This is a genomic window from Microbacterium sp. GQ128 (genome assembly GCF_059758615.1).
On the sequence record NZ_JCAXDY010000001.1, the window covers coordinates 639,941 to 665,987 of the forward strand.

Genomic DNA, 26,047 nt, shown 5'->3' on the forward strand with positions numbered 1-26,047 from the left:
CCGACTACACCTCGAGGAGTTCGGCCTCTTTGCGCTTCAGCGCGTCGTCGATGAGGTCGACGTGCTGACGCGTCAGGCCGTCCAGCTCCTTCTCGCCGCGGGCGATCTCGTCCTCGCCGAGCTCGCTCTTGAGCGCATCCAGCTCGTCCTTCGCCTTGCGGCGGATGCCACGGACATGGACCTTCGCATCCTCGGCCTTGGTCTTGACGAGCTTGACGTACTCCTTGCGACGCTCCGCCGTGAGCTCGGGCATCGTCACACGGACGAGGTTGCCGTCGTTCGTCGGGTTGACACCGAGGTTCGGCATGTCGCGGATGGCCTGCTCGATCGCCTTCAGGGCCGACTTGTCGTACGGCGTGATGATGAGCGTGCGTGCCTCCTGGTTCGCGAGCGAGGCCAGCTGCGCGATCGGGGTCGGCGTGCCGTAGTAGTCCACGAGGACCTTCTGGAACATCTGCGGGTTCGCACGCCCGGTGCGCACCGTGGAGAAGTCCTCCTTGGCAGCTTCGACCGCCCGGTTCATACGAGTGGTGGTTTCAGCGAGGACGTCCGCGATCACGGTGGCTCCTATCGTCGGGGTGTTCTGCAAATTCTATCGGGCGAAGCAGTCTCCGCCGTGTCACACGCTCAGGCGGTGACGAGGGTTCCGATGGGCTCTCCGAGCAGGGCCCTGGTCACATTGCCCGCCGGCTCCATCCCGAAGACGCGCATGTCCATGCTGTTGTCCATGCACAGGCTGAACGCGGTCGAGTCGACGACCTTCAAGCCGCGCTGCAGCGCATCGCGATACGTGACACGCTCGATGCGCTCCGCGTCGGCGTGCTTGTTCGGGTCGGCGGTGTAGATCGCATCGACGCCGTTCTTGGCGACGAGGACCTCGTCGGCCCCGATCTCGAGGGCACGCTGCGCAGCCACGGTGTCAGTGGAGAAGTAAGGGAGTCCTGCGCCGGCGCCGAAGATGACGACCCGCCCCTTCTCCAGGTGACGCTCGGCGCGACGCGGGATGTACGGCTCGGCGACCTGTGTCATCGAGATCGCCGACTGCACGCGGGTGGCTGCGCCGGCCTGCTCGAGGAAGTCCTGGAGAGCGAGGGCGTTCATCACCGTGCCCAGCATGCCCATGTAATCGGCACGGCCTCGATCCATGCCGCGCTGGCTGAGTTCCGCGCCACGGAAGAAGTTGCCACCGCCGACGACGATCGCGACCTCGACCCGATCGACGGCCGCGGCGATGTCGCGGGCGATCTGCGAGACGACATCGGGGCTGACACCCAGCTGCCCCGCTCCGAAGGCCTCTCCGGAGAGCTTGAGAAGGACGCGTCGGCGTCCGGTGCGTTCAGTCATGGGTGGGTGTCCTCTCGTCCCGATTCAAGATAGTGCCTCGTGGGCATGAAGAAGGGGTTCGGATCATGGCGATCCGAACCCCTTCGACCTTGCTACGCGCCGACCTTGAAGCGCGCGAAGTCCGTCACGGTGATACCGGCGTCCTTCGCCACCTGGGCGACAGAGAGCTTGTTGTCCTTGGCGTAGTCCTGCTCGAGCAGGGCGACCTGCTTGATGAACGCAGAGACGCGACCTTCGACGATCTTCGGGAGCGCCGCTTCCGGCTTGCCCTCGTTGCGAGAGATCTCGGTGACGATCTCGCGCTCCTTCTCGACAGCGTCCGCCGGCACGTCCTCGCGGGACAGGTACGACGGGTTCGCGAACGAGATGTGCTGGGCGATGCTGCGCGCGGTCTCGGCGTCATCACCCGAGTAGGCGACGACGACGCCGATCTGCGGCGGCAGGTCCTTGCTCGTGCGGTGCAGGTAGACCTCGACCTTGTCGCCGGCGATCGTGCGCACGCGGCGCAGTTCGACCTTCTCGCCGATGATCGCGGCCTCTTCGGAGATGACCTGCTCGACGCTCTTGTCGCCGGCGGATGCGGCGAGGGCAGCATCGACCGAGTCGGCCTTGACCGCTGCTGCGGCGTCGGCGACCTTGTCGGCCAGCGCGATGAAGCGCTCGTTCTTCGCGACGAAGTCGGTCTCGCATGCGAGCTCGATGAGCGTCACAGCGCCGTCCTGCTCGCGAGCGACGATCAGTCCCTCGCTGGTCGAACGGTCGGCGCGCTTCGCGTTGCCCTTCGCACCCTTGAGACGCAGGATCTCGGTGGCCTTCGCGACGTCTCCGTCAGCCTCCTCGAGCGCCTTCTTGGTGTCGACCATTCCCGTGCCGAGCTGCTCACGCAGGGCCTTGAGGTCAGCGATGGTGAAGTTGGCCATGTGTGGTGGCTCCTTGCTTCGTTAGGTGTGTGTACGAGGGGATTACTTGGCGTCAGCTGCCTCGGCGGCGGCGACCTCAGCGGTCTCCTCACCGGAAGCGGCGGCGATCGCCTCGTCGTGAGCCTCAGCACCGGCCTCGTCGGCAGCGGTCTCGTCGGCAGCGGGCGTCTCGGCGACCGCAGCAGCGTCGCCTGCGTCGGCGACCTCAGCGGCGTCAGCGGACTCCTGGACCTCCTGGGCCGGAGTCTCGAGGAGCTCCTTCTCCCAGTCGGCGAGCGGCTCGGCGTCACCCGTCTCCGGGTTGTGCTTCTGCTGCAGGCCCTCGGCCGCGGCGTCGGCGATGATGCGGGTCAGCAGCGAGACGGAGCGGATCGCGTCGTCGTTGCCGGGGATCGGGTACTGGAAGTCGTCGGGGTCGGCGTTGGTGTCGAGGATGCCGATCACCGGGATGCCGAGCTTCTTGGCCTCATCGATCGCGAGGTGCTCGCGCTTGGCGTCGACGACCCAGATGGCCGACGGCGTCTTGGTGAGGTTGCGGATACCGCCGAGGGACTTGTGCAGCTTGTCGAGCTCACGCTTCTTGAGCAGGAGCTCCTTCTTCGTGAAACCACTGTTCGCCGGGGTCTCGTAGTCGAGCTCCTCGAGCTCCTTCATGCGGGCGAGACGCTTGGAGATCGTCTGGAAGTTGGTGAGGAGTCCACCGAGCCAGCGCTGGTTCACGAAGGGCTGGCCGACGCGCGTCGCCTGCTCGGCGAGGATCTCCTGCGCCTGCTTCTTGGTGCCGACGAAGAGGATCGTGCCACCGTGGGCGACGGTCTCCTTGACGAAGTCGTAGGCCTTGTCGATGTAGCCCAGCGACTGCTGGAGGTCGATGATGTGGATGCCGCTGCGCTCGGTGAGGATGAAGCGCTTGACCTTCGGGTTCCACCGACGGGTCTGGTGTCCGAAGTGCACGCCGCTGTCGAGCAGCTGGCGGATGGTGACCACAGCCATGGTCGTCTCCTGGTTCTGGCGCGTTTCTGCGCCGTTGAGGTTGTCAAGCCGATCGGATGATCGGACTTCCTGGTGCCCGGCGCACACCCGCCCTCTGGTGAGAAGGACCTGTGGATGTGGATGCCGCGGATGAACCGCTCTGGGCACGCGTAGTCACCCCGATATCGAGGTGCTCCTCCAGCATACAGGATGCCGCGACGACACCCACCCTGCACCGGGGGCGCTTCAGCGGAATCGTGCACGGCTGCCGCTGAACCTGCCGAGACCTCGCGACCGCCGTTCGGTCGAGAGGAGACACTCTGCTCATGCGCCCTCTTCTCCGAGTGGTTTCCGGAACGACCACGGCCCTGCTCATCTTGCTCGCCCTGTACACGGCCGACGCCTCGGCGACATCAGGCGATCCTGCCGAGTCGCCGCACTGGCGATGGCCACTGACCGGCGTGAGGGCGGTCGTCGAACCGTTTCGCGCACCGGCGCACGAATACGGTGCGGGTCATCGCGGCGTCGACCTGGCCTCGCCGATAGATGCGCCCGTGACAGCTCCTGCGGATGGCACTGTGGCATTCCGCGGAACCGTCGTCGACCGCCCGCTCCTGACGATCCAACACGCCGACGGGCTCGTCAGCACCTTCGAGCCCCTCCGAACGACACTCGATCCGGGCGATGCCGTGTCGGCCGGGCAGGAGATCGGATTCGTCGACCTGGGCGGTCACAGCCCGGCAGGAGCGCTGCACCTCGGCGTGCGACGAGATGGCAACTACATCAACCCGATGCTCCTGTTCGGCAGCGTCCCTCGGGCCGTCCTGCTCCCCTGCTGCGACAGCCTGTGACCGATTCCCCGAGACCAGGACCGACCGCGTTCAAGCATGCCGGGGGCATCAGGCGCGGGGATGCGCCAGCCGATAGGTAGCGGTCAGGCGTTCGGCCGAGACGTGTGTGTATATCTGGGTCGTGCCGAGGCTGGCATGACCCAGTATCTCCTGGACCGCTCGCAGGTCGGCGCCCCCGTCGAGAAGGTGCGTGGCGGCCGTGTGCCGTAGTGCGTGCGGGCCGATCGTCTCCGCACCGACGACGGGTGCCAGCACCCTGGCCACCAGCTCGTAGACCGCGCGCGGTCCGATGCGGGCGCCTCGGCTCCCCAGCATCACCGCCGGTGTGAAGGTTCGCCCCCTGGCCACCAGGACGGGCCTGCCGCGACGGAGATACGCTTCCAGCGCGTCCCTTGCCGGAGCACCGTATGGCACGACCCGCTCCTTGGCTCCCTTCCCGAGCACACGGGCTGTGCCTCTGTCGAGGTCGAGGTCGTCGACGTCCAGCCCGCACAGTTCGGAGACGCGGATGCCGGAGCCGTAGAGCAGCTCGAGGATCGCGTGATCGCGCAACGCGATCGGATCCCCCGCCCCGGCCGCCGCGCGATGCGAATCGAGCAGCCCAGTCATCGCGTCCCTGGACGCGACCGTCGGCAGCGTACGACCCTTCTTCGGTGCGATCAGCCGGAGGCTCGGATCATGGGCTATGAGCTCACGCTCGTGCGCCCAACCGAAGAACGACCGGGCAGCAGCGGCTCGCCGGGCGAGCGTCGATCTCGCATCCCCGCGCTGCGTTGCACGCCAGAGCCAGTCTCTGAGCACCTCGAGGTCGACGTCCTCGAGGTCGACACCACCCGCCGACGTCCGGAGGTCTCGGAGATCCGACCGATACGCCTTCACGGTCGCCGGCGAGAGCCGACGCACCCGCTCCAGGTGGTCGACGAACGCCTCGGTGGCGACCGAAAGATCCATGACTTCAGCATGCCGCTGTGCGGGGTATCCCCTCTTGAGCCTCGCCGAGCCCTCCGCGGATGTCGCTCACGTGCTCTGCGACGACTGCGCCCGGTGCCACCCCTTTTCATCGAGTACAACATCGCCTTCCAGGTGCAGCAGCCCGAGGCAAGACCGCACCCGGTCCGGAGACAGACCCGACCTTCGGGCGATCTCCTCGACCGAGAGCCGAGACCTCGTACTCATCGCGTCGAGGACTCGCGTGCGATTCGGGTCGTGCTCTTCGCGCTCGGCGCGCGGCTGCTCGATCGGCCCCCACAGCTCTCGCACCTCTCGCGCCGAGGTGACGCACTGTGCGTCGTACTCTCTGAGCAGCCGGTGGCACCCCGCAGATGAGGCCGATGTCACCGGTCCGGGAACCGCGCCGAGCGGGCGGCCGAGGGCGGCTGCGTGCCCCGCGGTGTTCAACGAACCGCTGCGCCACCCGGCCTCGACCACCACAGTCGCCTGCCCGAGCGCCGCGATCAGTCGGTTCCGCGCGAGGAAGCGCCATTTAGTCGGGGCTGCTCCGCACGGGGGTTCGCTCACCACAGCGCCCTCGACCGCAATCTGCTGCAGGAGCGTCTGATGACCGATCGGGTAGGCGCGGTCGACCCCTCCGGCCAGGAAGGCCACGGTTGCTCCGCCCGCACCGAGGGCAGCGCGGTGCACGGCACCATCGATTCCATACGCGCCCCCCGAGACGATCACCGCTCCCGAGGCCGCCAGATCTCCGCTGAGTTCCGCCGCGACATGTTCGCCGTAGCTGCTGGCAGCCCGCGCTCCGACCATGGACACGCGCGGCTCCCTCACGAGCAGATCGACGTGCCCGCGCACCCACAGCGCGCTCGGCGCATGGGGCCCGAGGTCATCGAGGCTCACCGGCCACTGCACATCGCCCGGGATGACCAGCCGCGCTCCGACATCACGGGCGCTGTGAAGGGCTTGCCGCACCGCTCGAGGATCTGCTCGCGGGCGCCACCGGGCCCTGGCCGCCGCCAACGCCCGAGACGCCTGCCCACTCCCCGCGCCTGAGGGGATCAGCGCAGAGCCATCTCCCAGAGCTGCCGACAGCGCCTCACCGGCGCCCAGTGCCTCGATCAGCGCGCCCGCGACCGCATCGCCGGGCTCGGCGATGACACTCCATGCCGCGCGAGCCACGCACTCCGCGACGGCATCGCCCGGGTGGATGCGGCGGACCGCGGCGACGGTCTCAGGGTCGTCCAACAGTTCGTCCATCATCATGAAAGCCCTCTCCGCAGATGCAGCGCACGGCCGATCTCGTCTGATCCGGGTCGGTCGATCCCTCCCAGGTCGGCCATGGTCCACGCGACTCTGAGCACGCGGTCATAGCCCCGCAGCGTCAGTGCTCCGCGTTCCAACGCACGATCGAGCGGCGAGCGGATCGCTGGCGAGAGTCGCTGAGCCCCCTGACGGAGCCACGTCCCCGGCACATCGGCGTTGCGCTGCCAGGGCGCGCCTTCCCACCGCTGGGCCGCACGCTCGCTTGCCGCGAGGACACGAGCCCGCGCCTGAGCAGTCGTGGTCCTCACCCTCCGCTCGTCCGTCGCGTAGGACGAAGCCACCCGGGCGACGTGCAGGTCGATGTCGATCCGATCGCGGAGCGGTCCGGACAATCGTGTCGAGTACCGCCGGATCGCCATGGGTGGACACACGCACTCGCCTCCCCGTACGCCGTGATTCCCGCACGGACAGGGATTCATCGCGAGCAGCAGCCGGAACTTCGCGGGAAATCGGGCCGTGAACCCCGCGCGGTGCACCTCGATGACCCCCGCTTCGAGCGGCTGGCGCAGTGCATCAAGGGCGACACGAGAGAACTCCGCAGCCTCGTCGAGGAAGAGCACGCCGCAGTGCGCCCGCGCGATGGCCCCCGGACGCGCGGTGCGCGACCCGCCTCCGATCAGCGCTGCAACGGATGCACTGTGGTGCGGGGCCTCCAGCGGTGGAGTCCGGTTGAGCGCCGGGATGAGGTCGCCACTGAGCGAGCGTATCGAGGCGACCTCGAGTGCCTCCTGCTCCGCCAATGGCGGCATGATTCCGGGGAGCCGTCGGGCCAGCATCGTCTTTCCCGCACCAGGAGGGCCGCTCAGGAGCATGTGATGCCCACCTGCGGCCGCGACGACGAGCGCTTCGATCGCCTCTTCCTGTCCGACGACGTCGGACAGATCCAGGACGGTCGGTTCCTCGACCACCGGCGAGGCCATGTCGACGGCCTCGACCTCCGGTGTTTCGACATCGGCCCCGTGCCACACCGCGACCTCGGCGAGGGAGGCGGCAGCGCGCACGTCGATCCCGGGTACCAGCCTCGCCTCCGCTTCATTGGCATGAGGAACGATCACCGTTTCGAACCCCGCACGCGCGGCGGCGAACACGGCCGGGAGCACACCCGGTACGGGGCGGATCCGCCCGTCGAGTCCGAGTTCCCCGACATGCACCGTGGCTGCGATCGAGCGCGGTTCGATCGATCCACCAGCAGCCAGAGCTGCCACGGCGATCCCGAGGTCGAAACCCGCTCCGTGCTTGGGGAGACTCGCCGGAGACAGGTTGACCGTGAGCCGTCGACGAGGCAGGTCGAGTCTGGCGTTCTTGCACGCGTTGTGCACCCGCTGGACCGCCTCGGCGAGCGACTTGTCGGGTAGTCCGATGATCCGGAACTCGGGCGTCTGGTTCGAAAGGTCGGCCTCGACTTCGACGAGATGTCCATCTACACCGGTGAGCGCGACGGCCCATGTTCGCGCTGTGCTCATGCGATGTCCACGAGATGCTCGAGCGAGCCCAGAAAAGGGTCCGGGCCGATGATCCCGATGACCTCGAGACGCACGGCGCGGGCGCGAGCCACGTCGGGATGTGCGGCGACCCACGCCTGCGCGAGCTGCCAGAGCCGGCGGCGCTTTCGTCGATCGACGGCTTCGAACGGGTGACCGAATGCTGCTGTGCGCCTCGTCTTCACCTCGATCATCGCCAGCTGATCGCCCATTGCGGCGACGATGTCGATCTCTCCCTGCGCACACCGCCAGTTCCTGTCGAGCACGGTGTAACCGTTGCCCGTCAGGTACTGCGCTGCGCGCTCTTCTCCCGCTCGGCCGAGGTCATCTTTTGCTGCCATGCCCTCAGCATCGCGATCCCCTTCGCGGCCTGAGAGGTGCCTTCACGCACTCGCGCTGGACTGGGGACTATTCAGGGACGCCGCATCATGGTGCAGGAGCAGCACCGCGACCGAGGTTCGACAAAGCGGCTCACTCCCCGTCGAGCGACAGTTCCTGCGGGAGCTCGAACTCTCGACGCTGGAGCTCCTCGACGTTCACGTCCTTGAACGTGAGCACGCGCACGGCCTTCACGAAGCGGTCCGCACGGTAGATGTCCCACACCCACACATCGCTCATCGAGATCTCGAAGTAGAAATCGTGCTCGGTATCGCGGCGAACGACGTTGACCTCGTTCGCGAGGTAGAAGCGGCGCTCGGTCTCGACGACGTATTGGAACTGCGACACCACATCCCGGTACTCCCGGAACAGTGCCAGCTCGAGCTCGCGGTCGTAGTCGTCGAAGGCTTCCTCATCCATGATGACTCCATCCTAGAGTCGCGGCGCACCGGGCGCGGCATCGCCGACCAGAGCTGGCCCCGTCAGAACAGGGTCGGGGCGTCGGTGATGGCCCACGATGCACGGTGGAAAGGAGACAGTCCGTTGCTCCGGATGGCATCGCGGTGCTCGGGGCTCGCGTAGCCCTTGTTGCGGTTCCACTGATACGCAGGATGGCTCTCGTGGAGTTCGGCCATGTACCCGTCGCGGGCGACCTTCGCGATCACCGAGGCTGCCGACACGGAGGCGCAATCGCGGTCGGCCTTGATCACCGGTCGCACGCGCAACGGCGACGAATGCACCCGTGAGACGTAGTCGTGGTTGCCGTCGAGCAGGATTAGTGCCTCGTCCATCGCCGCACCCTGGGCAGCGATCGCCGAAACCGCCCGCGATGCGGCGAGTCCGAGGGCTCGCATGATGCCGACCTGGTCGACTTCTTCGGCACTCGCCCATCCGACGGCGGAGGCCTGCACCCAGGCTGCTGCGCGAGCGGCGACCTCGGGGCGACGCTTCTCCGTCACGAGCTTGGAGTCGCGCAGACCTTCCGGCACGCGACGTCGCGCGCCTGCGGCATCCATCAACGCCGCGCCGACGGCGACCGGTCCGGCAAGCGCTCCTCGGCCGACCTCATCCAGCGCGATGATCACGCCGCACTCCCCCAGGAGCTTGCGTTCCAAGGTCAGCTTCGGAGTGATCACGGTCATTCGGGGTCCGGAACTCCGTTGAAGGTGTCGTGATGCCCGTCGATCGGACCCATCCGATCCAGGGGCCACGTCGTCAGGAACGCCTTCCCGACGATGTTCTCCATCGGGACGAAGCCGCCGCTCGGAAGATCCTGATGCGCGCGCGCATCACGTGAGCGATCGCGGTTGTCGCCCAGCAACCAGACCGAGCCCTCCGGCACGACGACGTCGAACGGCTCGTTCGAGGCGGCGGTGTCGCCCTCCGGGAGATTCAGGTAGCTGAGTTCGTCGATCGGGGCGCCGTTGATCGTGATCTGGCCGAGAGCGTTGCAGCACACGACATGATCACCCGGCAACCCGATCACGCGCTTCACGAGGTGGTCCTGCGAGTCCGTCGCCGAGATGCCCACGAAGTTCAGCACCCAGTCGACCGCCTGCACGAGCGGGGGCTGTGCGGGCGTCTGCGGCTGTGGGTCGAGCCAGCCGCCCGGGTCCTTGAAGACGACGACATCGCCGCGTTCGTAGTCGGTCCACCGAGGGGTCAGCTCGTCGACGAGAATCCGATCCTTCACGAGAAGCGTGCGCTCCATCGACGCCGACGGAATGTAGAAAGACCTCACGACGAAGCTCTTGACCACGAAGGACACGAGAGCGGCGATCACGATGATCACCAGCACGTCGCGAAGGAAGACCAGGAACCCGCGTCGTCTGGAAGTGCGCGTGGCCGGCGAATCAGTCATCAGGTTCCTTCTCGAGTCATACACCGCTCTGGCGCGACGGTATCAAGGTTCGCACACCGGGGACAGAACACAGCACCCCAGGACATCGTGTCCTGGGGTGCTGTGGAGAACCTGCGACTCAGCGGTCGCGCTTCTCCTTGATCTTCGCCTTCTTGCCACGCAGCTGGCGGAGGTAGTAGAGCTTCGCGCGACGCACGTCACCGCGGGTGACGACCTCGATGTGGTCGATCACCGGGGAGTGCACCGGGAAGGTGCGCTCGACGCCCACCTGGAAGCTGATCTTGCGGACCGTGAAGGTCTCGCGCACGCTGTCGCCCTGGCGGCCGATGACGACGCCCTGGAAGACCTGGATACGAGAGCGGCTGCCCTCGGTGATGTTGACGTGAACCTTGACGGTGTCACCGGGGAAGAAGTCCGGGATGTCCGAACGAAGGGAAGCCGCGTCGACGGCGTCGAGGATCTGCATGATCATCTCTCTCTGCACCCGCCACAGGTCGCATGCATGTTTTCAAAGGAACAAGAAGGGAGTGAGCTGTACGAAACGGTGAACGTCCGCGGGCTCCCCTGTGGCAGAGCCGGTCACAGCACAAACACCCATTCTGCCATGGATGCCGCGCCCGGCCAAAACGCTGACGTCAGTCGCGTGTATCGGTCTCCCGCACCACGATGACCTCGTGCGCTCGTGTAGGTGGCGCCGGTTCGTCGACGCTCGGGATCGTGGACCACGTGATGGTCTCGCGAAGTCGGGTCCCGCTCCCCTTCGCCTCGTTCCACAACTGCCACAGCTGCAACCAGATCAGGGCGATGCCGGCGACGATCGCACCGGTCAGCAACCACGGGAACGCACCGTCGATGAAGAAGCCGACGGCGATCGTGAGTCCGTTCCAGATCGTGAAGCCGACGACATCCCACCACGACACGGCACGTTCGATGCGAACGGATGGGCGCGAGCGCGTGAGAAGAGTGAGCAGGAGCTGACCGACGAAGACGGACGGCATCGCGATGAGCAGTACCCAGAGGATGGACCAGCCGCCCTGGAAGACTCCCCAGCCGATCAGCAGCCAGAGCGGCAGGAGGAAGGCCGCCGGAAGGAGCCAGCGGAAGAAGGCCTGTCGCAACCACATGCTCAGATCGTACGACGACATGCGCCGCCACGGCCCGGTGTTCGCTGAGAGCGGTCGGGCACCCTGCCGCGCAGGATCAGGGAGAATGGAGACGACGAGAGGACACCCGATGATCGAACTGCGCACCCCTGCCGAGATCGACGAGATGCGCGCCGCAGGACGTTTCGTGGCCGAGACGCTGGCGACCCTGCGCGACGAGACGAAGGTCGGGACCAATCTCCTCTCGATCGATCGCCGTGCACACGACATGATCCGCAAGGCCGGGGCAGAGTCCTGCTACATCGACTATCACCCCTCGTTCGGAGCGAGTCCCTTCGGCAAGGTGATCTGCACTTCCGTCAACGATGCCGTGCTGCACGGCCTCCCCCACGACTACACGCTGCGCGACGGCGACCTCGTCACCCTCGACTTCGCGGTATCGGTCGACGGCTGGGTCGCCGACTCGGCGGTGTCGTTCGTCGTCGGCGCAGCGCGTGACGAGGATCTCCGACTCATCGACACGACCGAGCGCGCGCTGACCGCGGCGATCGACTCCGCGACGATCGGAAACCGCATCGGCGACATCTCCGCGGCTGTCGCCGCCGTCGCGCACGGTGACGGCTATTCGATCAACACCGACTTCGGCGGTCACGGGGTCGGACGCACGATGCACGGGGACCCGCACGTACCGAACGACGGCCGCGCCGGCCGAGGCTTTCCCCTGAGGGCGGGACTGGTGCTCGCACTCGAGCCCTGGTTCCTCGCCACGACCGATGAGCTGGTCACCGACCCCGACGGATGGACTCTGCGCAGCGCCGACGGTTCCCGCGGTGCCCACTCGGAGCACACCATCGCGATCACGGAGGACGGCCCGATCATCCTGACCGACCGGTCCTTCCTCGGCGTCGACTGACCGCTGCCACGAGCCGAAACGTGACGGCTTATGCCATTCTGAGTCCATGATTCCGCAGGACCGTCACGTGCCGGAGCGTCTCCTCCTCGCTCGGCATGGGCAGACGGTCTGGAACGTCGAACACCGGCTGCAGGGGCAGCTCGACTCCCCCCTCACCGACGAGGGCATCGCCCAAGCCCATGCGATCGCCGACCGTATCGGTCATGTCGGCGTGCTCACCGTGTGCTCCAGTCCGCTCGGCAGGGCGCTGCGCACCGCCGTCATCATCGCCGACCGGCTCGGAGCCGAGGTGATCGAGGTGCCGGAGCTCGCCGATCTCGACCATGGCGCACTGGCCGGGATGACCTGGGACGAGATCGACGCGGAGTATCCCACGGCCAGAGAGGAGCGCGCCGCCAATCGCTACGGCTGGGCGTTCCCCGGCGGTGAGAGCTATGCGCAGGCCAGGTCCCGGGCGCGAAAGGCCCTCAGCAGCTGCGGATGGGCGTCCGAGGGGACACCGCTGGTCGTGAGCCACGAGATGATCGGGCGGATGCTGCGCGCCGAGCTCCGCGGACTCGATGCGTCCAACGCACTCGGTCTCCGGCATCCGCACGGAGTGGTGTTCGAGATCGACGGCACCTCGGAGCGGATGCTCTGACGCGTGCGCCGGATCTCGTACCGATCCCGACCTCGGTCAGGACCGGGAGGTCTCGTCGCCCGGGAGCAGATCAGGGCGACGCGCCCTGGTGCGTTCGATCTGCTGCTCACGGCGCCACGCGGCGATCGCCCCGTGGTTTCCGCTGAGCAGGACGTCCGGCACCGGACGGTCGCGCCACGAAGCGGGCTTCGTGTACGACGGGTACTCGAGAAGTCCGTCCTCATGTGATTCCTCGACGAGGCTCTCCGGGTTGCCGACGACGCCCGGGATGAGCCTCCCGATGGCCTCGATCATCGCCATCGTGGCGACCTCTCCCCCGTTGAGGACGTAGTCCCCGAGGCTGATGAGGCGCACCTCGCCGAGCTCGGCGGCGTACTCGAACACGCGTTCGTCGATGCCCTCATACCGTCCGCACCCGAAGACGAGGTGCTCGCGGGTCGCCAGCGCACGCGCCGTCTTCTGCGTGAAGACCTCGCCGGCGGGCGAAGGGAAGATGATGGTCGGCCGCTCGGCACCGGACGACTCGGAAGGGCGGGCGACATCGTCGAGGGCGAGGCCCCAGGGGTCCGGCTTCATGACCATGCCGGCGCCGCCGCCGTACGGGGTGTCATCGACGGTGTTGTGGCGATCGGACGTCCAGGCACGGAGATCATGGACGCGAAGGTCGATGATGCCGGCGGCCTGTGCCTTCCCCAGGAGGGAGAGCGTCAGCGCGTCGAAGTAGGACGGGAAGATGGAGAGGACGTCGATGCGCACGGGGGAACCGTATCAGCGGTCACTCAGGCGCTTCGGCGTCCGAGCCCGACGGCTGCTCGACATCCGCGGCGTCAGGGAGTTCTTCGAAGAGTCCGGGCGGCGGCGTGACGATCACGCGCCCGCCGGGGACGTCGACGGTGGGGACGATAGCGGCCACGAAGGGCACCATCACCTCCTGCTCGCCGGACTTCACGATGAGCAGATCCTGCGCCGGGAAGTGCTCGACGCGGATGACGCGACCGATGACCGCGTCGTCACGGACGACATCGAGACCGACCAGCTGGTGATCGAACCACGCGTCGTCCTCGACCTCGTCGACATCCTGATCGATCCAGAGGATCGCCTTGACGAGACTCTCGGCGGCTTCGCGGTCATCGACGTCTTGGAAGAAGACGACCGGATTTCCGTTCATCAAGCGATACTCGCGAACGGTGATGTCCTTGCCATGCCACGGCGATGCCTCGGGCACCTGCACCGTGAAGCCGGCACCGGGGGTGAAACGACCCGCGGGATTGTCGGTGTACAGCTCGAGCTTGAGCCCGCCCTTGAGGCCGTGCGCCTTCACGAGACGCCCGACGCGCAGCTGATTCTTGCCCTGGTTGCGGTCCTTCGGCACCACGTCAGTCGTCCGCGACGTCGACGCGGACCCGACGCCCGTCAGCGAGAGCGCTGACGAGGGTGCGAAGGGCCTTGGCTGTGCGGCCGCCGCGCCCGATCACGCGTCCACGGTCATCGGGGTGCACGCGCACCTCGAGGAGGTCGCCTCGCGGCGACGTGGATTCACTGATGCGGACATCTTCCGGGTGATCGACGATCCCCTTGACGATGTGTTCGAGCGCGGCGGCGAGCACGGCGGATTACTCTGCGTCGGCGGCGGGAGCCTCAGCGGCCTCCGCGTCGGCCGCGGCGGGAGCCTCCTCAGCGGGGGCCTCCACCTTCTTCTCGGCCTTGGGCTTCACGACGGACTTCTTGGATGCGTCGATCTCGAAGGGGACCTTCGGCTCGGCGACCTTGAGCGTGGACTTCGCGTCCTTGTCGCCCTTGAACTTGCCCCAGTCACCGGTGATCTTGAGGATGGCGGCGACCTGCTCGGTCGGCTGCGCGCCGACGGAGAGCCAGTACTGCGCACGCTCGGAGTCGACCTCGATGAACGAGGGCTCCTCGGTGGGGTGGTACTTGCCGATCTCCTCGATCACGCGACCATCGCGCTTGGTCTTCGAGTCGGCGACGACGATGCGGTAGTACGGCGCACGGATCTTGCCCAGGCGCTTGAGACGAATCTTGACAGCCACGATTCTCCTGAATTGTGTGGAAGGAAACGAACTGATCGCCTGGAGAGTGGGGTGCACACCCGGCGGAAGCTCAAATGAGTGTGGACACCTGCTGGATAGAGGGTCGAGCAGGTGGTCCGACCCTCTATTCTGCCAGATCCTCGCGCCCGGCGCGAAACGTGGCGAAACCGCCGTTGTCGTGTCGCCCCGCCCGCATGTCAGACTGTGCGGGTGAAGCTCGAGTTCGCCTCTTCCGCCCGTTCCACCGTCGGCCTCGAATGGGAGATCATGCTCGCGGATCCCGCGAGCGGTGACCTCGTCGGACGCGCCCCGGAACTGCTCGCCGCGCTCGAAGCGCAGAGTGAGGACGAGCGCCACACCGTCACCGGCGAGCTGCTGACGAACACGATCGAGGTGACCAGCGGCATCGGCGATTCGGTGGCGCACGCGGTGGATGACATCGCGAACGCCATCACGGCCGTGCGCACCGCGACGGATCCGGCGGGGATCGAGCTGCTGTCGGCGGGCAGCCATCCGTTCGCGCAATGGTTCGACCAGGAGATCACCGACAAGTCCCGGTACCACACACTGATCGAGCGCACCCAGTGGTGGGGTCGCAACATGATGATCTGGGGAATCCACGTGCACATCGGCGTGGAGGACCACCGCAAGGTCTTCCCCATCATCAACGCGCTCTCGGCATACCTCCCCCACCTGCAGGCTCTGTCGGCATCGAGCCCGTTCTGGGCCGGCGAGCGCACCGGGTACGCCTCGAACCGCGCCCTGGTGTTCCAGCAGCTTCCGACGGCCGGGCTCCCCTGGCCGTTGCGCGACTGGTCCCAATACGAGTCCTACCTCGATGACATGGTCCGCACCGGCGTGATGGCCGACGCCACAGAGGTGCGCTGGGACATCCGTCCCGCTCCGCGCTGGGGAACCATCGAAGTGCGCGCCTGCGACGGTCTCTCGACGCTGCCGGAGCTGGCATCGGTCGCGGCGCTCGTGCAGGTGCTCGTCGAACACTTCTCGCGTCAGCTCGACGAAGGTCGGACCCTCCCGGAGCTTCCCGCCTGGTTCCATCGGGAGAACAAGTGGCGAGCGGCGCGATACGGACTCGATGCACGCGTGATCGTCGATGCCGCCGGAACGCAGCGTCCGGTGCGTGAGCATCTCGCCGAAGTCCTCGATGAGCTGGCCCCCGTCGCGGTGGAGCTCGGCTGTGTCCGGGAGTTCGGCAGCAACGCCCTCACTCTCGAGAACGGGGCAAGCTACGAGCGCCAGCTCGTCATCGCCAACGCGACGGCCGGGGATCTCACCGCCGTCGTGCAGCACCTCATCCGCGAGTTCCGCTCCGGGCCGGAGTCCTCGACGGAGGGCGACTAGCCCGAAGACGTCGGGGGCTGCGGGTCAATCGTCGACGAGACGCCGCGCGAGTCCCTCGTCCAGGACGACGTCGGTGATGAGACCCGCCGAGAGTGCGGCCCGCAGGCTCACCAGCTTCGGGATACCCGACACGACGCAGATCCGTCGCGGGACACGGCGCAGGCGATCGAGCCCGGGACCGGTCGCCCTGGCGTTGACGCGGATGTCCCGCCACGACCCGTCGGAACGGAAGAACACGGTGGCGACGTCGCCGATCGCGTGGTCCTCGCGCAGGCTGCGGTAATCGTCGCGTCCGAGATAGCCGCCGACGTACACGCGGCTCGGGACCTCGGCAGCGGGGGAACCGAGGCTGAAGACGGCCACGTCCATCTTCGCCTGCAGGTCGAGAACGCGGCGGGTGCTGCGCTCGCGCCACATCGCCTCGCGGGTCGCCGGGTCGTCGAAGAACGCGGGCACGGGGAACTGCTGCACCTGCGCGCCGAAGGCACTGCCGAATCGCTGCAGGATGTCGCTCGAGTACTCCACACCGGTGGTCTGGGTGTTGCCCGCCCCGTTGAGCTGCACGAACGTCGTGTTGTGCGTCTCCTTCTGCGTGAGGCCACGGCTGACGGCGCTGATCGTCGATCCCCACGCCACACCGATGATCATGTTGGAGTCGACGAACTGCGACAGCAGACGGCCGGCTGTGAGCGCGACGCGCTCGAGACGTTCCACCTCGCTGAGGATCTCGGGCATCGGCACGACGTGTGCCGCGACCCGGTGCCGATCGCGGATGCGCTGCTCGAGCATGCCCAGCCGCTCCAGCGGCGAGTTGATGCGGATATCGACCAGACCGCTCTCCCGTGCGAAGCTCAGGAGGCGGGAGACCGAGGAGCGGGATGTGCCGAGCTCCTGCGCGATCACCTCCATCGTCTTGTCCTGCATGTAGTAGAGCTGCGCGGCTGTGAGCGCCGCGATCAGCTTGCTGTCGCGGGTTTCCGCGCTCTGACCGACCATCGTGACCTCCTCGACCTCGATCCTTGCACATATGTGCAGTGAGCTTGCGCGGGATGCCACACAGGTCGATGCTGGTTGGCAAGTAAGGAAGAGAGGGTCGACGATGATCGATTCCACACACTCGTCAGCGGAGCGCGCAGAGGTTCGCGCCGTCCGCGAATCCGGACGCACCGGCGTGCTCGTCATCGGTGGCGGTATCAACGGCATCTCCACATTCCGCGACCTGGCACTGCAGGGCGTCGATGTGGTGCTCGTCGAGCGCGGCGACTTCGCCTCCGGCGCATCCGCGGCATCGAGCCACATGATCCACGGTGGTATCCGCTATCTCGAGAACGGCGAGTTCCGACTCGTGCGGGAGTCCGTCGAGGAGCGCAACGGACTGCTCAAGATCGCCCCTCACTACGTGAAGCCGCTGCAGACGACCATCCCGATCTACTCCACCTTCTCCGGCATCCTCTCCGCTCCCCTGCGATTCCTGACGCACAAGAGCGGCAAACCGCAGGAGCGCGGCGCCTTCCTCATCAAGGTCGGCCTGACGATCTACGACACGTTCTCGCGCGACGGCGGCATGGTTCCCCGACACCGCTTCCTCGGTCGGAAGAAGTCGCTCGCCGAGTTGCCCTCGCTCGACCCGCACATCAAGTACACCGCGACCTACTACGACGCCTCGATGCACGACCCGGAGCGCCTCGCGCTGGACGTGCTCCAGGACGGTCGCGCCGCTCACCCCGAAGCGCATGCGCTCAACTACGTCGAAGCGATCGCACGCGACGGTGACGAGGTCGTCCTCCGGGATAGGGAGAGCGGCACCGAATTCCGCGTTCACGCGGATGTGGTCGTGAACGCCTCCGGCCCCTGGACGGATCTCACGAACGACGCGCTCGGCGAGGACACCCGCTTCATGGGCGGCACCAAGGGCTCGCACATCGTGCTCGACCACCCCGAGCTGCTCGAGGCGACGCAAGGCAGGGAGATCTTCTTCGAGCACTCCGACGGCCGCATCGTCCTCATCTACCCGCTCAAGGGACGCGTCCTCGTCGGCACCACCGACATCGACGCCGACCCGCGCGAGGTCCCGGTGTGCACCGAGGAGGAGGTCGACTACTTCTTCGACCTGATCCACCACGTGTTCCCGACGATCCCGGTCACCCGCGATCAGATCGTCTACAAGTTCTCCGGAATCCGCCCGCTGCCGCGCCACGAGGACACCGCCCCCGGTTTCGTGTCCCGCGATTACCGCATCGAGGTCGACGAGAAGGGTGCCGTCCCCCTGGTCAGCCTCGTCGGCGGCAAATGGACGACGTTCCGCGCGCTCGGCGAATCGCTCTCCGACGTCGTGCTCGGCCTCATCGGTCGCACCAGGACCGTCTCGACGACCGGACGAGCGATCGGCGGCGGCCGTGAGTTCCCGCGCACCGAGAAGGCACGCCGGATCTGGATCCAGGAGAACCTCCCGGGCGCCGGAGCGCGGGCAGACCAGCTGCTGGCCCGATACGGAACCCGCGCGGCAGATGTGTGGGCGTACGTCGAGCAGGGACCGGACGCGTCCCTCGCCGGCGGCGACCTCTCCACGCGCGAGCTCGAGTGGATGGTGCAGAACGAGATGGTGGCGCGCCTCGAGGACATCGTGCTCCGCCGCACCAGCATCGCCTTCACCGGCAACGCGGACGCCGAGGTGCTCGATGAGATCGCCGACGCGCTCGCACCGATGCTCGGCTGGGATCGCGCGCGCCACGACGCCGAACTCGACCAGACCCGCCAGTTGCTGAACGAACGACACGGACTCGATATCCGCTCCCGCACCCGCGGCTGACAGGACTTCGAACTGCCGCCCTCCTCGCGGTGCAATCCCTCATAACGTGTCGGGGCAGAGGGGCCTCGACACACAAGAAAGGTCAAAGAAGACATGGCTGATGTGAATCTCGGTCTCTATTTCCTCTCGGAGCTGGTCGGCACGGCGATGCTGATCATCCTCGGATGTGGTGTCGTCGCCAACGTGGCTCTTGCGAAGAACAAGGGCTTCGGCGGCGGCTTCCTGATGGTCAACTGGGGATGGGGCCTCGCGGTCTTCGCCGGTGTGCTCGTCTCCGCGTACTCCGGTGCGATCCTCAACCCCGCCGTCGGCATCGGCCTCCTGGTGGCCGGCAAGATCAGCTTCGTGATGTTCCTCACCGCGACGGCTGCCGAACTCGTCGGTGCGATCCTCGGTGCGATCATCGTCTGGCTCGCCTACAAGCAGCACTTCGATGAGGAGCCGGATGCCGCCAACAAGCTCGGCGTCTTCTCCACCGGTCCCGCCATCCGCTCCTACGGATGGAACCTCGTGACCGAGATCATCGGCACGTTCGTGCTGGTCTTCGGCATCTTCGCGTTCGCGGACTACGGCGACATCGAGATCGGCGTTCCCGGGGGCCTCGGCCCGCTCACGGCGCTCCCGGTGGCTCTGCTCGTGGTCGGCATCGGCGCCTCGCTCGGTGGACCGACCGGCTACGCCATCAACCCCGCCCGTGACCTCGGTCCGCGCATCGCTCACGCGATCCTCCCGATCAAGGGCAAGGGCGCCAGCGACTGGTCCTACTCGTGGGTTCCCGTCGTCGGTCCCCTCATCGGTGGTGTGATCGCCGCCCTCGCCGCACCCGTGCTGCTCGGCCTCGCCGCCTGACGCACATCTCATCGCACTGAATTCAAAGGAGAGCACAAGTGGCTGACTACATCATCGCCATCGACCAGGGAACGACGTCGAGCCGAGCGATCATCTTCGACAAGAAGGGCAGCATCGTCGCGACCGGCCAGAAGGAGCACGAACAGATCCTTCCGAAGGCCGGTTGGGTCGAGCACGACGCTGCCGAGATCTGGCGCAACGTGCAGGAGGTCATCGGTCTGGCCCTCGGTCGCGCCGATCTGACCCGCCATGACATCGCCGCCGTCGGCATCACGAACCAGCGCGAGACGGCTGTCGTGTGGGACAAGAAGACCGGCAAGCCGGCATACAATGCGATCGTCTGGCAGGACACCCGCACTCAGGACATCGTCGACCGCCTGGCAGCCGACGGCGGCGTCGAGCGGTTCAAGCCGGTCGTGGGCCTGCCGCTGGCGACGTATTTCTCGGGCACCAAGATCGCGTGGATCCTCGAGAACGTCGAAGGTGCGCGCGAGAAAGCGGAGGCGGGCGACCTGATCTTCGGCACCACCGACAGCTGGGTGCTCTGGAACCTCACCGGTGGCGTCGACGGCGGAGTGCACGTCACGGACGTCACCAACGCCTCGCGAACGATGTTCATGGACCTCGAGACGCTCGAGTGGCGCGACGACATCCTCGAGGCGTTCGGCGTGCCTCGCTCGATGATGCCGGAGATCCGCTCCTCCTCCGAGGTGTACGGCACCGCCGAGAGTTCGTCACTGCTGCGCGAGACGCCGATCGCCGGAATCCTGGGTGACCAGCAGGCGGCGACGTTCGGACAGGCAGCGTTCCAGACCGGCGAGAGCAAGAACACCTACGGCACGGGCTGCTTCCTGATCTTCAACACGGGCGAGGAGATCGTCCACTCGAAGAACGGGCTGCTGACCACCGTCGGCTACAAGCTCGGCGACCAGCCCACGCATTACGCGCTGGAGGGATCGATCGCCGTCACCGGATCGCTCATCCAGTGGCTGCGTGACCAGCTCGGCATCATCTCCTCGGCTCCCGAGGTGGAGAAGCTGGCCGAGCAGGTCGACGACAACGGCGGCGTGTACATCGTCCCCGCGTTCTCCGGTCTGTTCGCACCGTACTGGCGCTCCGACGCCCGTGGCGCGATCGTCGGCCTCACCCGATACGCGAACAAGAACCACATCGCGCGCGCCGCGCTGGAGGCCGTGGCCTTCCAGACCCGTGACGTGCTCGATGCGGTCAACGCCGACGCCGGAGTGGATCTGACCGAGCTCAAGGTCGATGGCGGCATGGTCGCGAACGACGCGCTCATGCAGTTCCAGGCCGACGTCCTCGGGGTTCCGGTCGTACGTCCGGTCGTCGCGGAGACCACGGCGCTCGGTGCTGCCTACGCGGCCGGTCTCGCTGTCGGATTCTGGAACGGTCTGGACGACCTGTCCGCGAACTGGCAGGAGGACAAGCGCTGGGAGCCGTCGATGGACGGGGATGAGCGCGACCGCCAGCTGCGCCTGTGGCGCAAGGCCGTCACCAAGTCGATGGACTGGGTCGACGACGACGTCAAGTGATCTGACGTCAGTCGGAAGCGGGTCCGGAGTTCTTCTCCGGGCCCGCTTTCGCGTTCCCGGGAACGAAGTGGTCGATGACGGCGAGGAAGGCTCTCGCCACATTCCGCGGTGCCGCGCCGTCCCATGCCAGGTACTCCACGCGTACGGGGCCGTCACGGACCTCCGCGGTCGCCACATCCGCCGCTGACCGTGCGATCGTCCCCGGCGCGAGCAGAGTCACCGCCAGACCGGCGGCGACCAGGCCGAGGAGAAGGGTCGCGGAGTCCGCCTCGAAGGCGACATCCCGCGTCAGTCCAGCGGCGGCGAAGGCGGCATCACTCTGCGCGCGCCCCGATGTGCCTGCCGGGAAATCGGCGAAGGTCGCACCGGCGAGATCGTGGAGAGCCACGACGTCCCTCTCCGACCGCTCGTCTCCACGCGGAAACGCCGCCACCAGCCGGTCCCGCGAGAGGACGCGCGATGCCACTCCGCTCGGCTCCACCCCTTCACGCAGGCCGAGCAGGGCGACATCGAGCTCACCATGACGGAGGTGCGCAATCAGCACGTCGCTGTTCCCCACCTGCAGCTCCACTCGTGCGAGCGGGTGCGCGGCACGGTATGCGACCAGCGCCTCCGGGATGTCGACAGCGGTGACCGTCGGGATGACTCCGATCCGGAGCGTGCCGGTCACCACGCCCGCGGCCGCGGCCGCTCCCTCACGCGCCTGTTCCGCCGCCCGGAGCGCGATTCGTGCGTGACCGAGGAACGCCTCCCCTGCCTCGCTCAGCCGGACGCTGCGACTCGATCTCACGAACAGCCGCTGACCGAGCTCACGTTCGAGAGCGGCGATCTGGTGGCTCAACGCCGACTGCGTGACGAAGCAGCGTTCGGCTGCCCGGGTGAAGCTGGACGTCTCGGCCACCTCGACGACGTACCGGAGCTGTTGGAGTTCCATTCGCCGATGATCTCACTTCATGAATATGGTGACAAGGATGCGTTGGACTCATGCGAGAGGGCGGCGCACGCTGGAGACATGAACCGCCTGGTGCTCGTGCTGCTGACCGCACTCGCCCCCATCGCGTGGGGAACGACGTACCTCGTGACCACGGAGCTGCTTCCGCCGGGGCACCCGCTCTTCGCCGGACTGCTCCGCGCCCTCCCGGCCGGCCTGTTGGCCGTGCTCATCAGCCGCCGCCTGCCGCACGGCTCATGGTGGTGGAAGTCCTTCGTGCTCGGGGCGCTCAACATCGGCGCGTTCTTCCCCCTCCTCTTCCTCGCGGCCGAGCGGCTTCCCGGCGGAGTCGCGGCGGCGGTCGCGGGGGCTCAGCCCCTTATCGTGCTGGCGCTCGGTGCCCTCGTCCTGCAGGAGAAGATCAGACCCCTCACCGCAGCGGCCTCCGTCATCGGAGCGGGCGGGGTGGCGCTCGTCGTCCTGGGGCCGGCTGCAGAGCTCGACTTCTGGGGGGTGCTGGCCGCGATCGGCGGCGTCACGGCCACGGGAGCGGGCATGATCCTCACCAAGCGCTGGGGACGACCGGCCGGGGTCGGTCCGGTCGCGTACGCCGGATGGCAGTTGTCGGCCGGGGGCCTGCTGCTCCTCCCGCTCACGCTCGCTGTCGAAGGCGTGCCCGCTGAGATCGATGGTGGCGCCGCGCTCGGGTATCTGTGGCTCGGCACAGCCGGTGGGATCGTCGCCTACACGCTGTGGTTCCGCGGTGTCCAACAGCTCCCCGTGATCGCACCGGGCCTGCTCGCGCTGCTCTCCCCCATCGTCGCGACCACCCTCGGTGTGCTGGTGGCGGGCGAGCGCTTCACCGGAATCCAGGCGATCGGCCTCGCGCTGACGATCGGCGCGCTCGTCCTCGGACAGATCGTCGCCCGGCCGTCGGCCGCGGACGCCAGGAGATCGCGGAAGACCTCGTCCGCAGCCCTGGCCGCTCCGCGCTGAGAGCGATCAGCCCTTGCCGAACAGCTTCTGGATCTCGGCCAGGTCCGCTTCGCTCGGCGCCTGACCCGCGCCTCCGCCGAGGCCGAAGCCGGAGCCGGTCGGCGTCGAGGTCGCGGTGATCCCCGCGTTCTCCGCCGCACGCTTTGCCGGGTTGCCCGAACGGGAGCCCTTCGATGCCTTGCCCTTCTTGCCACGCTTCGAGGAGGCTCCCGGGCGGCCCATCCCGGGTACCGCGCCCATGCCGGGAATGTTCGGGGTGCCACCGCGCGCAACCGTCTTCATCATCTTCGCGGCCTGCTCGAAACGCTGGACGAGCTGGTTGACGTCGGTGACGGTCATGCCGGAACCGCGCGCGATGCGCAGACGACGCGAGCCGTTGAGCACCTTGGGGTTGCGACGCTCCCCCGGGGTCATCGAACGGATGATGGCCTCGGTGCGGTCGATCTCGCGCTCGTCGAAGTCCTCGAGCTGCTGCTTCATCTGCCCCATGCCCGGGAGCATCCCGAGCATCTTCTTCATCGAGCCCATCTTCTTCATCTGCTGAAGCTGGTCGAGGAAGTCCTCCAGGGTGAAGGCCTCGGTGGCGAGCTTCTCGGCCATCTTCATGGCCTCTTCCTCGTCGAAGGCCTGCTGGGCCTGCTCGATGAGGGTCAGGATGTCGCCGAGGTCGAGGATGCGACTCGCCATGCGGTCCGGGTGGAAGGGTTCGAGGTCTTCGAGACGCTCACCCGTCGAAGCGAAGATGATCGGGCGGCCGGTGACCGAAGCCACCGACAGCGCCGCACCACCGCGGGCGTCGCCGTCGAGCTTCGAGAGGACGACGCCGGTGAAGTCGACGCCCTCCTGGAAGGCCTTCGCCGTGTTGACGGCATCCTGACCGATCATCGCGTCGATGACGAACAGGACCTCATCGGGGTCGACGGCCTTGCGGATGTCGGCGGCCTGCTTCATGAGCTCGGCATCGACGCCGAGACGACCCGCCGTGTCGATGATCACGACGTCGTGCTGCTGACGGCGCGCGTACTCGACGCCCTCGCGCGAGACCTTCACGGGGTCGCCGACGCCGTTGCCGGGCTCGGGCGCGTAGACCGCGGCACCCGCCTGCTCGGCCACCACCTGCAGCTGGTTGACGGCGTTCGGGCGCTGGAGGTCGGCCGCGACCAGGAGGGGGGTGTGCCCCTCCCCCTCGAGCTGCTTAGCGAGCTTGCCCGCGAAAGTCGTCTTACCGGAACCCTGCAGACCCGCGAGCATGATGACGGTCGGCGCGGTCTTCGCGAACTGGAGACGCCGCTGCTCGCCGCCGAGGATCTGCACGAGTTCCTCGTTGACGATCTGCACGACCTGCTGCGCGGGGTTCAGCGCCTTGTTGACCTCGTCACCGAGGGCGCGTTCGCGCACCTTCGCGGTGAACTCCTTGACGACGACGAGCGCGACGTCGGCGTCGAGCAGAGCGCGACGGATCTCGCGCACGGTGCCGTCGACGTCGGCAGCAGTGAGCTTTCCCTTCGTGCGCAGGTTGCGGAAGGTCTCGGTGAGTCGATCGGAGAGCGTGCCAAAGGTAGCCATGGTGCTGTCGATTCTACGCGAGTGGAGCCTCCACACTCAGCGCGGCACGGAGTTCCGCCTTCGCCCTCTGGTAGCGCCCTCGCGCCGTCGAGGCAGGAATACCCATCAGCTCCGCCGCATCCGTCAGCGAGAAGCCGTCCCAGTGCACCAGACGGACGAGTTCGGACAGGTCGGGGTCGAGTCGAGCGATGGCGTCGCGCACCTCGCTACCGGTATCGGCCGGTGCCGCTGACAGCTCCTCCACGGTGTGGGAGCGGATGCGGTCAGCCAGTGCCCACCGCCTCCGCTCCCCCCGTGCGTGGTTGAGCAGCGTTCCGCGCGCGACGCCGAAGAGCCACATGCGTGCACGCTCCGAGTCGGTCGGAAGCTGGCGGACTCGCCGCCACGCGACGACCATGGTCTCCCCCAGGAGGTCTGCGGCGTCGTCAGGGCCGACTCGTCGAGACAGGTACGCGAGCAGGTCCGACGCGTTCGCCTCGAAGACGGCGATGAGCGCCGCGTCCTCCGGGTGCCGGCTCACAGCGCACCACCCTCGCCGCCCCAGTCCTCACCCTCGCAGTGCAGCTGACTGTGCGCGTCCGAGCCTTCCAGGTCACCGCGTCCGGTATCGAAGCCGTTCGCCTTCAGCTCCTCGTGGAGCGCCATGGAGAGGGCCTGATCGTGCGCCCGCCACGCATTCAGGTCGGCAGACCGCGGATCCGAGATCGCCTCCTCCGAACCGGCCATGTCCGCCTCGACGGCGGCGAGATACTCCGCCACGTAGGGTGCTGCGGCCGCCTCGACGTCCGTGTTCGCGAACCACTCGTCGATGATCCGATCGACCTGGGACTGCGTGAGCGGGTCGTGTGTATCCCAACCGCTGTAACGGATCTCGCACTCGCCCCAGGTGGGTGACGTGTAGGAGTAGCTGCGGTCGGGGTTTTCCAGCCCCGCATTCCAGAGCCAATCCGACGACGCGGTCGCGATACCAGCTCCGCCGGCGAGGAGGAGCCCCAGCGCTCCGCTCAGCACCGCGGTGCGACGCTTCTTCCGTGGCGGACGCACGACGGTCTTCGCTTCGGCGAGCATCGCGCGCAGGTCCGCCCGTTCGATCGCCGCGTGGGGCGCCGGGGCCGACGACGCCAGCAGTTCGTCCAGATGGTCTCGCATCATGAGTTCCTCCTCAGGGGTGGGTTCACTCATGACCTGTCCGGTTC

General features: G+C 67.3%; 30 protein-coding genes. 8 read left to right on the plus strand and 22 right to left on the minus strand.

The features are described 5' to 3' along the window. Positions 1-4 precede the first annotated feature (4 nt). The 4 genes from frr to rpsB form a co-directional block, all read right to left on the minus strand. A complete protein-coding gene (gene frr / locus AC6CHX_RS03120; protein WP_029263480.1) occupies positions 5-559 on the minus strand; it encodes a ribosome recycling factor in 555 nt (184 codons plus the stop codon). A gap of 68 nt (positions 560-627) precedes the next feature. Continuing rightward, positions 628-1,344, minus strand: a complete 717-nt coding sequence (gene pyrH / locus AC6CHX_RS03125) for a UMP kinase (protein WP_017830711.1) — start codon at positions 1,342-1,344, stop codon at positions 628-630. Positions 1,345-1,436: 92 nt separating this feature from the next. Next, a complete protein-coding gene (gene tsf / locus AC6CHX_RS03130; RefSeq protein WP_021200481.1) occupies positions 1,437-2,264 on the minus strand; it encodes a translation elongation factor Ts in 828 nt (275 codons plus the stop codon). Positions 2,265-2,306: 42 nt separating this feature from the next. Next, on the minus strand, positions 2,307-3,257 hold the full coding sequence (gene rpsB, locus AC6CHX_RS03135; protein WP_498271597.1) for a 30S ribosomal protein S2: 951 nt from the start codon (positions 3,255-3,257) through the stop codon (positions 2,307-2,309). 305 nt (positions 3,258-3,562) lie between these two features. On the opposite strand from rpsB, the gene AC6CHX_RS03140 reads away from it, so the two are divergent. Continuing rightward, positions 3,563-4,087 carry a murein hydrolase activator EnvC family protein gene (locus AC6CHX_RS03140; RefSeq protein ID WP_498271598.1) on the plus strand — a complete coding sequence of 175 codons (525 nt, stop codon included), beginning with the start codon at positions 3,563-3,565 and terminating at the stop codon, positions 4,085-4,087. Between the two features lie 48 nt (positions 4,088-4,135). Here the strand turns inward: AC6CHX_RS03140 and AC6CHX_RS03145 are convergent, their stop codons facing one another. From AC6CHX_RS03145 to AC6CHX_RS03185, 9 genes are all read right to left on the minus strand, one after another. Next, complete coding sequence (locus tag AC6CHX_RS03145) at positions 4,136-5,038, minus strand: tyrosine recombinase XerC (protein ID WP_498271599.1); 903 nt, start codon at positions 5,036-5,038, stop codon at positions 4,136-4,138. A 66-nt stretch (positions 5,039-5,104) separates the two neighbouring features. Further along, positions 5,105-6,301, minus strand: coding sequence for a DNA-processing protein DprA (dprA, locus tag AC6CHX_RS03150; protein WP_498271600.1), 1,197 nt, complete (start codon positions 6,299-6,301; stop codon positions 5,105-5,107). After that, positions 6,298-7,824 (minus strand): YifB family Mg chelatase-like AAA ATPase, encoded by a 1,527-nt coding sequence (locus tag AC6CHX_RS03155; protein WP_498271601.1) that lies wholly within the window; start codon positions 7,822-7,824, stop codon positions 6,298-6,300. Before AC6CHX_RS03155 ends, dprA begins: the two co-directional genes overlap by 4 nt. Continuing rightward, positions 7,821-8,183, minus strand: a complete 363-nt coding sequence (locus AC6CHX_RS03160; protein ID WP_136043833.1) for a YraN family protein — start codon at positions 8,181-8,183, stop codon at positions 7,821-7,823. The genes AC6CHX_RS03155 and AC6CHX_RS03160 overlap by 4 nt, the downstream gene beginning before the upstream one ends. 130 nt (positions 8,184-8,313) lie before the next feature. Next, complete coding sequence (locus tag AC6CHX_RS03165; RefSeq protein ID WP_017204525.1) at positions 8,314-8,640, minus strand: DUF2469 family protein; 327 nt, start codon at positions 8,638-8,640, stop codon at positions 8,314-8,316. Positions 8,641-8,702: 62 nt separating this feature from the next. Then, entirely contained in the window at positions 8,703-9,362 is a 660-nt protein-coding gene (rnhB, locus tag AC6CHX_RS03170) for a ribonuclease HII (protein ID WP_136043832.1), read from the minus strand. Then, positions 9,359-10,081 (minus strand): signal peptidase I, encoded by a 723-nt coding sequence (gene lepB / locus AC6CHX_RS03175; RefSeq protein WP_498271602.1) that lies wholly within the window; start codon positions 10,079-10,081, stop codon positions 9,359-9,361. Before lepB ends, rnhB begins: the two co-directional genes overlap by 4 nt. 118 nt (positions 10,082-10,199) lie before the next feature. After that, on the minus strand, positions 10,200-10,547 hold the full coding sequence (gene rplS / locus AC6CHX_RS03180; RefSeq protein ID WP_017830722.1) for a 50S ribosomal protein L19: 348 nt from the start codon (positions 10,545-10,547) through the stop codon (positions 10,200-10,202). A gap of 169 nt (positions 10,548-10,716) precedes the next feature. Further along, on the minus strand, positions 10,717-11,205 hold the full coding sequence (locus tag AC6CHX_RS03185; RefSeq protein WP_452325651.1) for an MFS transporter permease: 489 nt from the start codon (positions 11,203-11,205) through the stop codon (positions 10,717-10,719). Positions 11,206-11,314: 109 nt separating this feature from the next. On the opposite strand from AC6CHX_RS03185, the gene map reads away from it, so the two are divergent. Together map and AC6CHX_RS03195 are read left to right on the plus strand one after the other, a co-directional pair. Next, a complete protein-coding gene (gene map, locus AC6CHX_RS03190) occupies positions 11,315-12,097 on the plus strand; it encodes a type I methionyl aminopeptidase (RefSeq protein WP_136043829.1) in 783 nt (260 codons plus the stop codon). 46 nt (positions 12,098-12,143) lie between these two features. Next, positions 12,144-12,737 carry a histidine phosphatase family protein gene (locus tag AC6CHX_RS03195; protein WP_498271603.1) on the plus strand — a complete coding sequence of 198 codons (594 nt, stop codon included), beginning with the start codon at positions 12,144-12,146 and terminating at the stop codon, positions 12,735-12,737. A 36-nt stretch (positions 12,738-12,773) separates the two neighbouring features. Here AC6CHX_RS03195 and trmD read toward each other — a convergent pair whose 3' ends face one another. From trmD to rpsP, 4 genes are read right to left on the minus strand one after another with little or no spacing between them, the layout of a single operon-like run. Continuing rightward, entirely contained in the window at positions 12,774-13,493 is a 720-nt protein-coding gene (gene trmD, locus AC6CHX_RS03200; RefSeq protein WP_498271604.1) for a tRNA (guanosine(37)-N1)-methyltransferase TrmD, read from the minus strand. Between the two features lie 19 nt (positions 13,494-13,512). After that, positions 13,513-14,112 carry a ribosome maturation factor RimM gene (gene rimM / locus AC6CHX_RS03205; RefSeq protein WP_452325654.1) on the minus strand — a complete coding sequence of 200 codons (600 nt, stop codon included), beginning with the start codon at positions 14,110-14,112 and terminating at the stop codon, positions 13,513-13,515. 1 nt (position 14,113) lies between these two features. Continuing rightward, complete coding sequence (locus AC6CHX_RS03210) at positions 14,114-14,344, minus strand: RNA-binding protein (protein WP_136043826.1); 231 nt, start codon at positions 14,342-14,344, stop codon at positions 14,114-14,116. Positions 14,345-14,350: 6 nt separating this feature from the next. Further along, on the minus strand, positions 14,351-14,785 hold the full coding sequence (rpsP, locus tag AC6CHX_RS03215) for a 30S ribosomal protein S16 (protein WP_376105600.1): 435 nt from the start codon (positions 14,783-14,785) through the stop codon (positions 14,351-14,353). Positions 14,786-14,995: 210 nt separating this feature from the next. On the opposite strand from rpsP, the gene AC6CHX_RS03220 reads away from it, so the two are divergent. Then, positions 14,996-16,147, plus strand: coding sequence for a glutamate--cysteine ligase (locus tag AC6CHX_RS03220; RefSeq protein ID WP_136043824.1), 1,152 nt, complete (start codon positions 14,996-14,998; stop codon positions 16,145-16,147). Between the two features lie 24 nt (positions 16,148-16,171). Here AC6CHX_RS03220 and AC6CHX_RS03225 read toward each other — a convergent pair whose 3' ends face one another. Continuing rightward, positions 16,172-17,143, minus strand: a complete 972-nt coding sequence (locus AC6CHX_RS03225) for a sugar-binding transcriptional regulator (protein ID WP_376105594.1) — start codon at positions 17,141-17,143, stop codon at positions 16,172-16,174. Between the two features lie 103 nt (positions 17,144-17,246). Between AC6CHX_RS03225 and AC6CHX_RS03230 the strand changes: the two genes are divergently transcribed. The 3 genes from AC6CHX_RS03230 (at position 17,247) to glpK (ending at position 21,358) form a co-directional block, all read left to right on the plus strand. Beyond that, positions 17,247-18,956, plus strand: coding sequence for a glycerol-3-phosphate dehydrogenase/oxidase (locus tag AC6CHX_RS03230; protein WP_498271605.1), 1,710 nt, complete (start codon positions 17,247-17,249; stop codon positions 18,954-18,956). A gap of 93 nt (positions 18,957-19,049) precedes the next feature. Further along, positions 19,050-19,805: an MIP/aquaporin family protein gene (locus AC6CHX_RS03235; RefSeq protein WP_498271606.1), complete on the plus strand. Its 756-nt coding sequence runs from the start codon at positions 19,050-19,052 to the stop codon at positions 19,803-19,805. A gap of 38 nt (positions 19,806-19,843) precedes the next feature. Next, on the plus strand, positions 19,844-21,358 hold the full coding sequence (gene glpK, locus AC6CHX_RS03240; RefSeq protein ID WP_136043820.1) for a glycerol kinase GlpK: 1,515 nt from the start codon (positions 19,844-19,846) through the stop codon (positions 21,356-21,358). A 7-nt stretch (positions 21,359-21,365) separates the two neighbouring features. On the opposite strand, the gene AC6CHX_RS03245 is transcribed toward glpK, so the two are convergent. Continuing rightward, positions 21,366-22,292 (minus strand): LysR family transcriptional regulator, encoded by a 927-nt coding sequence (locus AC6CHX_RS03245; RefSeq protein ID WP_498271607.1) that lies wholly within the window; start codon positions 22,290-22,292, stop codon positions 21,366-21,368. A gap of 78 nt (positions 22,293-22,370) precedes the next feature. Between AC6CHX_RS03245 and AC6CHX_RS03250 the strand changes: the two genes are divergently transcribed. Next, positions 22,371-23,285 carry an EamA family transporter gene (locus tag AC6CHX_RS03250; protein ID WP_498271608.1) on the plus strand — a complete coding sequence of 305 codons (915 nt, stop codon included), beginning with the start codon at positions 22,371-22,373 and terminating at the stop codon, positions 23,283-23,285. 6 nt (positions 23,286-23,291) lie between these two features. Here the strand turns inward: AC6CHX_RS03250 and ffh are convergent, their stop codons facing one another. Genes ffh through AC6CHX_RS03265 form a run of 3 tightly spaced genes read right to left on the minus strand, consistent with a single transcriptional unit; the run spans position 23,292 to position 26,003 of the window. Beyond that, positions 23,292-24,851: a signal recognition particle protein gene (gene ffh / locus AC6CHX_RS03255; RefSeq protein ID WP_136043817.1), complete on the minus strand. Its 1,560-nt coding sequence runs from the start codon at positions 24,849-24,851 to the stop codon at positions 23,292-23,294. A gap of 13 nt (positions 24,852-24,864) precedes the next feature. Beyond that, positions 24,865-25,371: an RNA polymerase sigma factor gene (locus AC6CHX_RS03260; protein WP_498271609.1), complete on the minus strand. Its 507-nt coding sequence runs from the start codon at positions 25,369-25,371 to the stop codon at positions 24,865-24,867. Beyond that, positions 25,368-26,003 (minus strand): hypothetical protein, encoded by a 636-nt coding sequence (locus AC6CHX_RS03265; RefSeq protein ID WP_498271610.1) that lies wholly within the window; start codon positions 26,001-26,003, stop codon positions 25,368-25,370. The genes AC6CHX_RS03260 and AC6CHX_RS03265 overlap by 4 nt, the downstream gene beginning before the upstream one ends. Positions 26,004-26,047: the final 44 nt, after the last annotated feature.

Bases quoted from the DNA above. Each gene is read 5' to 3' on its own strand.
- AC6CHX_RS03140 (WP_498271598.1), top strand. From the start codon at position 3,563: ATGCGCCCTCTTCTCCGAGTGGTTTCCGGAACGACCACGGCCCTGCTC.
- AC6CHX_RS03195 (WP_498271603.1), top strand. From the start codon at position 12,144: ATGATTCCGCAGGACCGTCACGTGCCGGAGCGTCTCCTCCTCGCTCGG.
- pyrH (WP_017830711.1), bottom strand. From the start codon at position 1,344: ATGACTGAACGCACCGGACGCCGACGCGTCCTTCTCAAGCTCTCCGGA.
- AC6CHX_RS03265 (WP_498271610.1), bottom strand. From the start codon at position 26,003: ATGATGCGAGACCATCTGGACGAACTGCTGGCGTCGTCGGCCCCGGCG.
- AC6CHX_RS03230 (WP_498271605.1), top strand. From the start codon at position 17,247: ATGATCGATTCCACACACTCGTCAGCGGAGCGCGCAGAGGTTCGCGCC.
- rpsB (WP_498271597.1), bottom strand. From the start codon at position 3,257: ATGGCTGTGGTCACCATCCGCCAGCTGCTCGACAGCGGCGTGCACTTC.
- AC6CHX_RS03145 (WP_498271599.1), bottom strand. From the start codon at position 5,038: ATGGATCTTTCGGTCGCCACCGAGGCGTTCGTCGACCACCTGGAGCGG.
- lepB (WP_498271602.1), bottom strand. From the start codon at position 10,081: ATGACTGATTCGCCGGCCACGCGCACTTCCAGACGACGCGGGTTCCTG.
- AC6CHX_RS03185 (WP_452325651.1), bottom strand. From the start codon at position 11,205: ATGTGGTTGCGACAGGCCTTCTTCCGCTGGCTCCTTCCGGCGGCCTTC.
- AC6CHX_RS03225 (WP_376105594.1), bottom strand. From the start codon at position 17,143: ATGGTCGGTCAGAGCGCGGAAACCCGCGACAGCAAGCTGATCGCGGCG.
- tsf (WP_021200481.1), bottom strand. From the start codon at position 2,264: ATGGCCAACTTCACCATCGCTGACCTCAAGGCCCTGCGTGAGCAGCTC.
- AC6CHX_RS03250 (WP_498271608.1), top strand. From the start codon at position 22,371: ATGAACCGCCTGGTGCTCGTGCTGCTGACCGCACTCGCCCCCATCGCG.
- ffh (WP_136043817.1), bottom strand. From the start codon at position 24,851: ATGGCTACCTTTGGCACGCTCTCCGATCGACTCACCGAGACCTTCCGC.
- rnhB (WP_136043832.1), bottom strand. From the start codon at position 9,362: ATGACCGTGATCACTCCGAAGCTGACCTTGGAACGCAAGCTCCTGGGG.
- AC6CHX_RS03155 (WP_498271601.1), bottom strand. From the start codon at position 7,824: ATGAGCACAGCGCGAACATGGGCCGTCGCGCTCACCGGTGTAGATGGA.
- rplS (WP_017830722.1), bottom strand. From the start codon at position 10,547: ATGCAGATCCTCGACGCCGTCGACGCGGCTTCCCTTCGTTCGGACATC.
- AC6CHX_RS03235 (WP_498271606.1), top strand. From the start codon at position 19,050: ATGGCTGATGTGAATCTCGGTCTCTATTTCCTCTCGGAGCTGGTCGGC.
- map (WP_136043829.1), top strand. From the start codon at position 11,315: ATGATCGAACTGCGCACCCCTGCCGAGATCGACGAGATGCGCGCCGCA.
- dprA (WP_498271600.1), bottom strand. From the start codon at position 6,301: ATGATGATGGACGAACTGTTGGACGACCCTGAGACCGTCGCCGCGGTC.
- AC6CHX_RS03160 (WP_136043833.1), bottom strand. From the start codon at position 8,183: ATGGCAGCAAAAGATGACCTCGGCCGAGCGGGAGAAGAGCGCGCAGCG.
- AC6CHX_RS03165 (WP_017204525.1), bottom strand. From the start codon at position 8,640: ATGGATGAGGAAGCCTTCGACGACTACGACCGCGAGCTCGAGCTGGCA.
- AC6CHX_RS03245 (WP_498271607.1), bottom strand. From the start codon at position 22,292: ATGGAACTCCAACAGCTCCGGTACGTCGTCGAGGTGGCCGAGACGTCC.